Source organism: Levilactobacillus zymae DSM 19395, assembly GCF_001434115.1.
In the GTDB taxonomy this organism is placed as follows: Bacteria; Bacillota; Bacilli; order Lactobacillales; family Lactobacillaceae; genus Levilactobacillus; species Levilactobacillus zymae.
In genome coordinates, this window is sequence record NZ_AZDW01000014.1 from 63,706 (window position 1) to 75,405 (window position 11,700).

The following is an 11,700-nucleotide window of genomic DNA, read 5'->3' on the forward strand; positions in this document are numbered from 1 at the left end:
CAATAAATCAACCTACATTTTAACACTAACATCGGCAAGATGAAACTCTTCTACCCAGTTAACGAAAGCTAAACCGTTTTCAATTGCCAATCCACCATAAAAATTGCAATAATACCGAACATTGGCGACCTTACCAACCGCGACCCGCCGACTTAACCACAGAAAAAAGCCCAGGACCACCGTCCCAGGCTTTCACGTGTTCAATTAAAATTAGTCTTCGTCGTTGGCTTCGATCAGCCCGTAACGGCCATCGTTGCGCCGGTACACGATGCTGGTCCCATTGGTTTCAGCATCTTGGTAGATGAAGAAGTCGTGCCCTAACATATCCATTTGCAGGATGGCTTCTTCGTTATCCATCGGCTTCAATGAAACCCGCTTAGTCCGAACGACTTGAAGGTCACTGCCTTCGGTCTTTTGGTCGTCATCCGGCGTAGCGTTCGGGGCAAAGTCTAAGTTCTTGTAGCCCTTTTCACGTGACTTACGGTTAACCTTGGTCTTGTACTTCCGGATTTGGCGTTCCAGTTTATCGGTGACCAAGTCAACACTGGCGTACAGATCTGGTGAGGTCTCCTCTGCCCGTAATGTCAAGTATGGGAGTGGGATCGTTACTTCAACCTTAGCCGTCTTGTTTTGGTAGACCTTCAGGTTGATATGCGCAATTGCCTCAACATTGTTATCGAAATATTTCTCTAACTTGCTGATTCGCTTTTCAACGTAATCCCGTATTGCGTCAGTAACTTCGATGTTTTCACCACGAATATTAAATGTGAGCATAAAACTTCTCTCCCTTCAGCCAAGAAATCACTTGGCTTGCTCAGCACTCGAAGGACCACTCTTCATAGGTGCTTTGCTTACTATTATTATAATAGAAAGCGCTACGATAGACAATTATTCTAACGAATTAAAATTCGGCCTAACGCGCTAAAGTCAAGCTAGTAACCGCTTTCGCGCCCCCCAAATAAATTTGAGCCGCAGCGTGGCGGAGGGTCCGACCCGTGGTGTAGACGTCATCGAGTAACAGAACGTGTTGATTTGGTAAAATTTTCGTAGCGTTCGGGGTCAATTGAAACGGTTGCGGGGTCCGTAACCGCTCCTGGCGGGTCTTGCTCGATTGGGGCCGGGGTTTGTGGGCATCATCGACGGTCAAGACCTGTTGAAACGGCTGGTCGGTCAGCCACCCGGTCACTTGATTGAAGCCTCGGGTCAACCAGGTCCCCGCCGTCACGGGAATGGGGACCAAGAGGTCGTAAGTCTCCTGGGCCAAGGCTTGACGAAGATAGGGTTGCATCACCACCCGCAACCGGTAATCGCCCTGAAACTTATACTGTTGCATATAGGCTTTCAACGTCGCATCGTAAGGAAAGATGGCGTGGTTGACCCAGGCATCCCCCCACCGCGCACAGTCGTGGCAGACCTGCGCCGTAGTTTGCTGTCGCGCACACCGGGGACACTGCGGCGCGTGGAGGGGCCGCAACCGGGCCCGACAAGCGGCACACACCTCGGGGGCGACTAGCGGCTGCCAGTGCCACAGCGTCGCCAACGTCACGGACGGGGTCACCGCCCGACCACACCACACACAGGTCATCATGGTCGGCGCCCGCCTAACCGGCGTCCTCGCCGATTGAGGGCATTGATCATGGCTTGCGCCCGCTGAATGGTGCGGGGCTGACTGGTGGCGTAGCACAGCACGTCGCCACCCGGATGGTCCCGCTGGCGGCCGACCCGTCCCGCAATCTGAACCAACGCCGAAGTGGCAAACACCGGATCGTCACCCCCCAGGATCAGCACACAAACGGCGGGAAACGTCACGCCCCGTTCCAAAATGGTCGTGGTCAAAAGACCGTTAACGTGGTGGTCGCGGAAGGCCTGAACCTTGGCCTGCCGTTTCGGGTCGGCGGCGTGGACCGTCACCCCACCGGCCAGCCCGGCGTGTTGCAAGGCGGCTTGGACCCGCGCCAGATCCTGAACGTGCGGCACAAAGAGCAGGTACCGTTGGTGGGTTTGCTGGTAGCGGCGCACCTGACGAATCAGTTTTCCCGGCAAACGTCGTTGATCGAGCTGCCGGCGCCAGTCCCCCACCAATTTCACCCGCAACGGCGGCAACAGATACCCGTGATACCGTAAGGGCAAATAGGTCACCGCCAACTGGTGACGCCGAATCTGCCGCTGCAGGTCTTGCCCCGGCGTGGCCGTGAGGTAGAGGTGACTGCCCGTTGGCTTCTGGGCCCGTTGAATCGCGAGTTGGAGGAGCGGGCTGGTCGCGAGCGGAAAGGCGTCGACCTCGTCCACGATGAGCCAATCAAAGGCGGCCTCAAAGCGTAGGAGCTGATGGGTGGTACAGATGGTCAGGGGACAATAAGCGTAGGGCACCGGTTGGCCCCCATACAAAACAGTCTGGGGCACCGCGATGGCTTGGGCCAGACGCGGGGCTAGCTCCAAGCACACGTCGACTCGTGGTGAGGTCCACGCGACCCGCCAGCCTTGTTGTAAGGCCCAGGCTAACGCGGGAAAGCCAATTTCCGTCTTCCCTGCCCCGGTCACGGCCCAGAGGAGTTGGTCCCGTTTGGCCTGGGTGTGACGTAACACCGCTTGGGCCGCCGTCTCTTGTTGGGGGCTCAGTTGACCCTGCCACCGCAACGGCGAACTGGTCAACGTTGCGAACTGATTCGGCTCCGGAATAGTGTATAATTTAGTGTGAGTCGTCAGGCGCCCCAGGTTCAAGCAATGACGGCAATACGGAATCCCGTGCGGTAATTGGTCGGTTGGTCCGACCCATTGGTGACAGCGTTGGCATTGCCAGCGACCGTTGACCTGTCGGAGCGCGGGGATGTTATGCCCCCCAGCGGGCGCCTGAGTTAACGGTAAACGACGACCAAACAATTGGCTTTTGTCCATGAGCTTTCTTCCCTTCGTGCGTGCCTTTAAAGGGAAGTCCGGGCAACGTCGCCTAAATTTTGAAAAAAGGGTGTTTTCAATGGAAACCGATTATTTAACCATTCAAGCGGCCGGTCACCACGAACTAGAAATCAAAAAATCCCGGTTTATCGCCGACCTCGGCCGGGCAACCACGGAGGCGGAGGCCCAGGCGTTCTTGGCCGACGTCATCGCGCGCGAACCCAAGGCGACCCACCATTGTTGGGCCTACGTCTTGGGCGATCACGACCAGATTCAACGGGAAAGCGACAACGGTGAACCGTCCGGAACCGCCGGCGTTCCCATTCTGACGGTCTTGCAACGCAACCACCTGCACAACACGATTGCCGTGGTCACCCGGTATTTTGGCGGCATCAAATTAGGCGCCGGCGGGTTGATCCGGGCTTATAGTAACGCCACGTCGACCGGTATCGAGGCCGTGGGCGTGGTCAAGCGCGTTCGCCAACGGGCCATTCAGATCACGGTCGACTATCCTAACTACGATCGGTTAAGCCACTACCTGAAGGAAAACGACCTTACCGTCCTGCAGACCCTCTACACCTCGGCCGTGCAGGTCACCATCGCCGTGGACCTGGCCGCGGTCGAAGCCACCCAGCAAGACATCACGAACTTTCTCAACGACCGGTTGACCATGACGCTGGGCGCCGTGGACTACCACGAAGTCCCCGTCGAGATTCACGCCAGCAGCCGAGGTGACGATTAACCAAACTCCCAATTACCCAAAAGCACCGCTTCTCGCACAAGACGTGAGAAGCGGTGCTTTTTAGCTTAATCTGAAGTTTTAGACGTAAATTGCTTCACGATGCGTTTGATCCAATGTAACAGCGGTTGCCGGTTCGACCCGACCAGCCCGATGGCTTCGACGAAGAGTTCCAAGCCAATCATGATGGCAACGGTCAACAGGACCGAGCCCCAAATCGTCGACAACGGGTACAGCAACGCGATAAACGAGAAAATCAAAGCAATCCCGTAAATCACCAGCACTGTTTGCCGGTGAGTCAAGCCCAACTGCATCAACCGGTGATGCAAATGGTGCTTATCGGCGTGAGAAATCGGCTGCCGGTTCAAGATTCGGCGAATCATGGCGTACACCGTATCCGTAATTGGGACCCCCAGGATAATCACGGGGATGATCACGGAAATGAAGGTCACGTTCTTCAAGCCGTACAGGGAGAAGCACGCGATCATAAACCCAATAAACTGGGCCCCGGTATCGCCCAAATAGATTCGGGCCGGGAAGAAGTTATAAGGGAGAAACCCGACCATGGCGGCGACCAACGCAAAAATCATGATGGCCACCCAGGTGTTGGCCACGTTCAAGAAGAACAGGCCGGTAATCCCGGTGGTGGTCAATGCGATGATCGACACCCCGGTCGCCAGGCCATCCAACCCGTCGATCAGGTTGATGGCATTGATGATGGCCACGATCCATAACAACGTGATGGGCAAGGCCAACAGTCCCAGATGCCAGGTCCCGATAAACGGTAACGTGATGTAGCGCATCCGGACTTCTGCGATGAAGTACACCTCGAGGGCCGCCAGCAGTTGACCAATCACCTTTTGGTGCGGTTTCAATTCATAAACGTCGTCAATCATCCCCTCGGCCACGATGATACATTCACCACCGAAGAGGCCCCAGAGCTGTTGGGTCGGCATCTGGTCGCGCAGGAGAAACATCGTCGAGAAAGTAAACGCGATGAAGATGGCCAAACCGCCCAACGTTGGCATGGGAATCTTATTCACCCGCCGCCGATTCGGCTTATCCACCGCCCCAATCTTAAACGCGAACCGGCGAATAAACGGCGTTAGGACCGCGGAAATGATCATGGTAGCAAATAAGCTAACAATAATCTCAAATTTCATAAGTTGTCCTCTTTCTATTCTGCAGGTGACGGGGAACGTAGATTGCCAGACCGTCCCCTAGTCCCCACGCCGTTAATCCTATCCCCAACGACGCGGGCCCTTACCCGTACAGATTCTTCATGTGTCTTTCGCTAATTATACAAAGCTACGAAATCAAACACAACCGCCATTTAAAATTGATCGCAAAACCCATTGGTTGGTTCGGTTAGTTAATCAAAATTCACAATCTGCTCAAATTGGTTACTAAATGAATGATTATTCAACAATGTCACTTCTTTGATTTTTCAAACGAATAAATAGTAATGATGGTACACAACGTTTGAGCATAAAAGTAATTATATCAGGGCTTTAGCTTGTACTAGAAACTTAAACTTCATATAATGAATTTGCACGAGGGGGAAAGTCAAAAGTGTCTCATTTTTAGTAATCTGTTCTACTACATTTTCTTGTGAAAAAATTATATTCGTGCCGCTCAACGGTTACGGACCAGAAGGGAGATTTTTTAATTGACTACTCAAGATAAAGTAACACCCACGACGCCAACCGAGGCGACCGAGACCCCATCCCCCATTTTAATCCAGATGGGGATCTTCGCGGCCGTGCTGTTCGTTTCCAGTCTGATTTCGCCCCTCTTTCCCGCCTCGTTTCCCGTGCCGACACCCGTGATCGGGTTGGTTTTACTGTACGTCCTCTTAGCGACCCACATTGTTAAGCTGCGCAACGTCGAAAAGTTTGGCGACTTCATGATCAGCTTAATCGCCTTTCTCTTCGTACCATCCGGGATTCAACTCGCTGCCAACCTCGACATCTTAAAGGCTGAAGGGGTCCAAATCGTTCTGGTCACCCTGATTGCGACCATTATCCTGCTGGTGGTCGTGGCCTACACCACGGCGTTGTTTATCCGCATCGCGAAAAAAGTCTTTCATATGAATACCGATATCAACAACTGACCGCCTCCATTAAGAAAGGAAGAACATTATGATTAATTTAGCAGTGACCCCGCACATGGCGGTTTGGGGCAAGTGGCTGGGTGACGCCCTGGGTACCAATGCCGCCGGTGCTTCCGCTGGGAACGCCATCTTCGGGATTTTTCTCTCATTGGTCGTCTACCTCATCGGTCAGTGGTTGTTTAAGATTGGAAAAGGATTCTTTCTCTTCCAGCCCCTTTTCGTAGGGATGGTCCTCGGGATCTTTATCCTATTCTTACTCGCCAAAGCCTTTGGCACCACCACGGCGACCTTCTACAAGTCGGCTTACCTGCCGGGCGGAAACATTATCTTCTGGTTCTTAAACCCCGCCACGATTGCCTTTGCCATTCCCCTGTACCGCCGAAACGACATCGTCAAGCGTTTCTGGCCGGTCATCATTCTGTCGTTGATCGTGGGGTTAGTCATCTCGTTATTCGCCATTTACGGCGTGGCTAAGCTCTTCCACTTAAACGACGTGGGAATCGCCTCCATGTTACCACAAGCGGCCACGACCGCGATTGCAATGCCAATCGCCACGGCCATCGGGGGCAACGCCGCAATTACGGCGATGGCCTGCATCCTAAACGCGGTGATCATCTACGCGTTGGGTGACTGGTTGGTCAAGTTCTTCAAGGTCAACAGCGATCCTATCGGTGCCGGCCTGGGGTTAGGAACCGCCGGCCACACGGTGGGGTCCGCCAAAGCGTTGCAGTTAGGCTCCATTCAAGGCTCCATGGCCTCGATCGCCGTAGTCGTCATCTCCATCGTGGTCGATGTCGTCGTGCCACCATTCGCTTCATTGATGGGACTTCATTAGCCACCGTCAGTCATGATGATAGTTTAAGCTTCATCTTAAACAGCGCACCCGAACCGAGCCAAGTGGCTGAGTTCGGGTGCGCTATTTTAACCTTATTTAAAGAAGATATTAACCCCAAAATAAACGATGACTAACCCCATCAATGGGGTCAACCACTTGTTCAGCTTCACCATGTCCAGCTTATGGAGCAACAACGGGGTGACGACCGCCCCCACCACGGAACCGATCATCAGCGTGATGCCCGCGGTCCAAGCAATGGTCCCGGTAAACAGGTGGCTGATTGCCCCGACGATGGCCATCACACTCAGGACGTAGGTTGACGTTCCAGCCGCGCTCATCGCGGATAGGCCCAGGATCGATAAGCCCGCTACGGTAGGCCCACCACCGGTCAGGCCCCCGATACCGACCATCATGCCGCTTAGAAAGCCTAAGCCCACGGCCAAGCCTAAACGCGAGCGGCCCGTTGGCACCTTCTTGGCGTGACGTAAGCCCCGAATCACCACGATGGCCCCCATCACCATCAAGAGGGTCCCCACGACCCAATCATAAATTTTAGTGGGAATAAACGGGGAGATCCCCGTCCCCAAAAAGATTCCCGGTAGGGCCGCTAAAATCATCCGGTTCCCCAGGTCGAAGCGAACGTTGTGAATCCGCATCTGGGTCGCACAGCCGAACAGCAGCGCGGGAATCGCGACAATCAATGACGTGGGCGCCGCCACGGCGGTCGAAATCCCAATCTGACTCGTTAGAACCCCCAGATATAACGGGGCCCCACCCCCACCCATGACACTGATAAAGGCACCAATCAAAAAACCATAAATTAGAACTAACATCGCGTTTGCTTCCCTTCACAAAAGTCTCCACCTTCTATTTAAGTGGAACCGGTTCCACTTGTCAACCCCTAGCGAATAGTGTACCTTAGAGTTAACCGATTTAGAAAGGACGACTGATGTGTATGCGTCGCGATGCTCGCGCTAACCGAGAAAAAATTTTAACCGTCGCCACCACCCTGTTTGCCCAACAAGGGGTGGCCAACGTGGGAATGAAGGAACTGGCCGAAGCTGCCCACATCGGGGTCGGGACCCTTTACCGGAATTACCCGAATAAGGGAGCCCTCTGCATGGCGTTGATTCGTGACGAGATGGAACGGTACACCACCCGGGAGAACGCCTACCTCGACACCACCACCGACGATCCGCAAACCCAATTAGTCACGATTCTTCAGGGCTACTTGGACGTCCGGATCGCTCACGAAGACTTTTTTGCCATCATTGAAAGTGAGACCACCCCGTTAGAATTTACGCAGCTTTTACAAACTCCCATCTACCACGACCGCATCGCGTTGTTGATTCGCGTGCTCCACCGGACCCAACCGGAAAGTTCGGCCGGCTACCTCCAATTTGAAGCCGATACGGTCGCCGCCATGCTACGAAGCCGGGTGTTTGCCTTTGAACGGCACCAACGGCACCTCTCCAGTCAAGACCTCCTGACTTACATTTTAAAGCTCCTAAATCAGTGACCGCGGCCACCGATTCCGCCTTACCCATCATCCCCTAAACTATCTCGTGACACTTCGGGAGGAGTCCATCTTGTATTCGGGGGGTAAACCCCATATAATGGACCCATACCATTGAAAAGGCTTACATTAATTAAGCGCCATTCTTGCCATTATTTGAATCGTCCGCCGGTCTCGCTTTCGAAAGGAGCGTTTCTTATGCCTACTCAGCCCAACAAGCCAGTAGCCACCCCCGCAGAAAAACCGGCCGCTCCCATTTTGATTCAAATGGGAATCTTCGCGGCAATTCTCTTTGTGTCTAGTCTGATTTCCGCTCTGTTTCCGCCCGAACTGCCGGTACCCACACCGGTGGTCGGCCTGGTCATTCTCTACGTGCTGCTGGCTACGCACGTACTGAAACTCTATCAGGTCGAAAAGCTGGGCGACTTTCTCATCAGTCTAATTGCCTTTCTCTTCGTACCTTCGGGAATCCAAGTCGCGGCTAATCTGGATATCTTGCGCACGCAAGGAATTCAGATCTTTATCGTGATGCTGTTGGCCACCATCATTCTTTTAGTCTGCGTGGCGTACACCACCAAACTGATGATTTGGATTCGCCAACACGTCTTTCACGGGGACATCTCCGTGGACGCCGACGTCGATGGTGACGGCTCATGATGGCCCTAACGGCAACACCGCAGATGGCCAGCTGGGGCCAATGGCTGGGGGACGCCCTGGGGACCAACGCCGCCGGAGCCAACGCCGGCAACGCCCTCTTCGGCATCTTCCTCTCCCTGGTCGTGTTCTTGATCGGTCAGTGGCTGTTCAAAATCAGTAAGGGATTCTTTCTCTTTCAGCCGCTCTTCGTCGGGATGGTCCTAGGAATCTTAGTCCTCGCCATCCTGGCTCACCTCTTCGGGACCGACACGGCGACCTTCTATCGGTCGGCCTACCTCCCGGGCGGGAACATCATCTTCTGGTTCCTGAACCCCGCCACGATTGCCTTTGCGATTCCGTTATACCGTCGTAACGACGTGGTCAAACGGTTCTGGCTGGAAATCCTGTTGTCCCTGGTCATCGGGACCAGTATCGCGCTGGTCTTGATCTACTACGTGGCGCGGGCCGTGGGGATGGACAATACGGGTATCGCGTCGATGCTACCGCAGGCCGCGACGACCGCAATCGCCATGCCGATTTCTGCCGCGATTGGCGGGAACCCCGCCATTACCGCCATGGTCTGCATCCTTAACTCCGTGGTCATCTACGCCTTAGGTGACTGGCTGATCAAACTCTTCAGAATCAGTCAGGACCCCATCGGCGCCGGGCTAGGGCTGGGAACCGCGGGCCACACGGTTGGGTCCGCCAAAGCCTTACAACTCGGGTCCATTCAAGGGTCCATGGCCGCCATCGCGGTGGTGGTCATCTCCGTAGTCGTCGACGTGGTGGTCCCGATTTTCGCCATGTTGGTTGGCTTAAAATAAGGCACTCAGAACATCACCCGAACTCCAAAAAACAGGAAGAAAGTTCTCAGCTTGTGAGAATTTTCTTCCTGTTTTTATCCATTTAATTTCCAATGAAACGAAATAAGCAACCGCATCTGTTTGTTGCTTACCAGATTAAGGTAACGTTCTGTGAAAATTCGTGTTGGCGGGTATCCACATCGTGCGCGTGCCAACCGTTGGCTTGAATTCGGTCGGCCAACTGCCGGTTTCCCTTAAGAGCGGACTTTTGCAAGTACGGCGTCCACGAACGGGCATCCCGAACGTCTTCTTTGACCCACTTCTTTTCCAGTAGCGCCCAGTTACCCACGTAGTTCAATCGGTCCCCGACTTCCGTTTCGTTTCCAATCTGGACCAACTGGTAATTATCTTCCTTAAACACGTCGCGATACAATTGATCCCCCAGGTCCTCATACTCTGCTCGGTAAAGTTCCGCCAGAAGGTAAACCAACGTCCATCTTTTAGCGCCCCGCTGACCACCGGCTTTTTCCAAAACACTAAAGCTGGCTTCCGTTGCGGGATCACTGGGCAACAGACGGTTGTTCAATTCCGCGATGATGTCATCGACCGAAGTCAGTTCCAGGTCCCAGATCTTACGCGCAACATCCGAAAATCCGGTTTCCAATCTATTCGTTCCGTCGTTAATAATGGTCCGGTGCCGCACAAAAATCGCCAACAGTTTATTGGCCACTTGCAAGATGCCCGTTTCCGAATACTTCTTATAGACCATTGCCATCAGTACGGGATAGTAGAGTTTTACCCGTAAGCGACTCAGGACGTCGAGCGTTTCGGTAATTTGCTTATTTTCAAAGTAATCATAGTGGTTCCTAGGTGTCATTGGTGATTCGAGCACGGTATAGAGCGGTACCAGCTTTTCCAGATCTCTCAGAAACGCCTGGGCGCTGTTCACGTCATTGATCTCCGTACTGATTTCTCGGTACAGCTTGGGTTCTGGCACGATGCGCTTCTTTGACGCCCAGTAAGTCCGAATGAAACGAGTGATTTTATCGCTGTTATCGTCCAGTGGCTTGGTCAGCCGATTCCACTGGTCGTTCCCCGCCTTGATATTTACGTTATCGCCCATCAATGACATCAGGTGGTTCTTAATAATATCGGAGGCCCGGAGATCCTTGCCCCGACTATTCAGCGTCTCGAAGATGGTAAAAGCGTCCAGTTGACTGGGAGCCGAAATCATCACGATATAAAACTTATTCATGAACGCGTCAAAGGTTCGTTGTAACCGTTCGATTCGTGTGTCTACCGTCTTTCCTTCTTTATAGGAGGCCTTGATCCACTGAACCATCTCCTTGTACGCCCGCTGCATATTTTCCTTCGGTTCTGATGTCAGTTTTTCGTTGACGGCCTTGTCGACGCCGTTGGTCAGGTCATGAAAGTAGTTCTGCAAATCTTGCGCTTGATTGGCCGAAGCCTGCTGGACGATGAGGGAAGGATGTTCCTTGCCCCGCACGGCCTTATCGACCTGTTGGCGAATATCGCGTAATTGATCCCCCATCTCTAAAATGGCTTCGTCCTGGCTTCCCCGTACCTTGTCCCGGTAGATTTGATTGGCGACGTCTCGAATTGCGGCCATAAAAATCGTACTAGTCGTTAACCGTTGCTGACCATCGATGATTTCCTGGTCCCCGTGTTCGTTCTTATACGTCACGATTTGACCGAAGAAGTGACTGTTATGTCGCCCCTCTACCAGGTCCTGGAGGTCCCCCCAGAAATCCTCGACTTCGTGGGCCCCCCATGCATAATTCCGTTGATACAACGGTACCACGAAGTTATTGTCGTTAAATAAGTTTGCCAGTCGAAAAACTGACGGCTGTGGAATCTCTACAAATTCTATTGGCATCTCGTTCCCTGACCTTCCCCGTTTAGGTATGAGGCACACGCCTTAAGCACTGGTACCCCGGATGATTCTTTCTTCTTTATAGTACCAAGCGCATCCTGGCCAGATCAATAGCTGATCCCCGTTCAACGCAAAAATCACCACATTTCTCCGCTCAATATGGTGGCTGCCACTCCAGCCCGCAACCCGGTTAACCAGCAAACCAACCCAAATATACTAAAAATACTAAGCTTAGAGGCATAGAAGTTACCCGACGGGGTGCTCCTATG

12 protein-coding genes are annotated in these 11,700 nt (G+C 53.3%); 6 read left to right on the plus strand and 6 right to left on the minus strand.

Annotated elements, in window-relative coordinates:
* Positions 1-210: 210 nt before the first annotated feature.
* From hpf to FD38_RS03465, 3 genes are all read right to left on the minus strand, one after another.
* Positions 211-774, minus strand: a complete 564-nt coding sequence (gene hpf, locus FD38_RS03455; protein ID WP_057731154.1) for a ribosome hibernation-promoting factor, HPF/YfiA family — start codon at positions 772-774, stop codon at positions 211-213.
* A 139-nt stretch (positions 775-913) separates the two neighbouring features.
* A complete protein-coding gene (locus FD38_RS03460; RefSeq protein WP_057731156.1) occupies positions 914-1,588 on the minus strand; it encodes a ComF family protein in 675 nt (224 codons plus the stop codon).
* A complete protein-coding gene (locus FD38_RS03465) occupies positions 1,585-2,895 on the minus strand; it encodes an ATP-dependent helicase ComFA (protein WP_057731158.1) in 1,311 nt (436 codons plus the stop codon). Before FD38_RS03465 ends, FD38_RS03460 begins: the two co-directional genes overlap by 4 nt.
* 79 nt (positions 2,896-2,974) lie before the next feature.
* On the opposite strand from FD38_RS03465, the gene FD38_RS03470 reads away from it, so the two are divergent.
* On the plus strand, positions 2,975-3,637 hold the full coding sequence (locus FD38_RS03470; RefSeq protein ID WP_057731160.1) for a YigZ family protein: 663 nt from the start codon (positions 2,975-2,977) through the stop codon (positions 3,635-3,637).
* 65 nt (positions 3,638-3,702) lie between these two features.
* On the opposite strand, the gene FD38_RS03475 is transcribed toward FD38_RS03470, so the two are convergent.
* Positions 3,703-4,797: a glycosyltransferase family 4 protein gene (locus FD38_RS03475; protein ID WP_057731162.1), complete on the minus strand. Its 1,095-nt coding sequence runs from the start codon at positions 4,795-4,797 to the stop codon at positions 3,703-3,705.
* Between the two features lie 581 nt (positions 4,798-5,378).
* On the opposite strand from FD38_RS03475, the gene FD38_RS03480 reads away from it, so the two are divergent.
* Both FD38_RS03480 and FD38_RS03485 read left to right on the plus strand, forming a co-directional pair.
* Entirely contained in the window at positions 5,379-5,747 is a 369-nt protein-coding gene (locus FD38_RS03480) for a CidA/LrgA family protein (protein ID WP_057731176.1), read from the plus strand.
* 28 nt (positions 5,748-5,775) lie between these two features.
* Entirely contained in the window at positions 5,776-6,582 is an 807-nt protein-coding gene (locus tag FD38_RS03485) for an LrgB family protein (RefSeq protein ID WP_057731163.1), read from the plus strand.
* A 92-nt stretch (positions 6,583-6,674) separates the two neighbouring features.
* Here the strand turns inward: FD38_RS03485 and FD38_RS03490 are convergent, their stop codons facing one another.
* Entirely contained in the window at positions 6,675-7,415 is a 741-nt protein-coding gene (locus tag FD38_RS03490; RefSeq protein WP_083485260.1) for a sulfite exporter TauE/SafE family protein, read from the minus strand.
* Positions 7,416-7,537: 122 nt separating this feature from the next.
* Here FD38_RS03490 and FD38_RS03495 point away from each other — a divergent pair, with 122 nt between their 5' ends.
* The 3 genes from FD38_RS03495 (at position 7,538) to lrgB (ending at position 9,558) form a co-directional block, all read left to right on the plus strand.
* Positions 7,538-8,101: a TetR/AcrR family transcriptional regulator gene (locus FD38_RS03495; RefSeq protein ID WP_057731165.1), complete on the plus strand. Its 564-nt coding sequence runs from the start codon at positions 7,538-7,540 to the stop codon at positions 8,099-8,101.
* A 195-nt stretch (positions 8,102-8,296) separates the two neighbouring features.
* Positions 8,297-8,755 carry a CidA/LrgA family protein gene (locus tag FD38_RS03500; RefSeq protein WP_057731167.1) on the plus strand — a complete coding sequence of 153 codons (459 nt, stop codon included), beginning with the start codon at positions 8,297-8,299 and terminating at the stop codon, positions 8,753-8,755.
* Positions 8,752-9,558 carry an antiholin-like protein LrgB gene (lrgB, locus tag FD38_RS03505; protein WP_057731168.1) on the plus strand — a complete coding sequence of 269 codons (807 nt, stop codon included), beginning with the start codon at positions 8,752-8,754 and terminating at the stop codon, positions 9,556-9,558. The genes FD38_RS03500 and lrgB overlap by 4 nt, the downstream gene beginning before the upstream one ends.
* Positions 9,559-9,685: 127 nt before the next feature.
* Here the strand turns inward: lrgB and FD38_RS03510 are convergent, their stop codons facing one another.
* Positions 9,686-11,434, minus strand: a complete 1,749-nt coding sequence (locus tag FD38_RS03510; protein ID WP_057731170.1) for a DUF262 domain-containing protein — start codon at positions 11,432-11,434, stop codon at positions 9,686-9,688.
* Between the last annotated feature and the right edge of the window lie 266 nt (positions 11,435-11,700).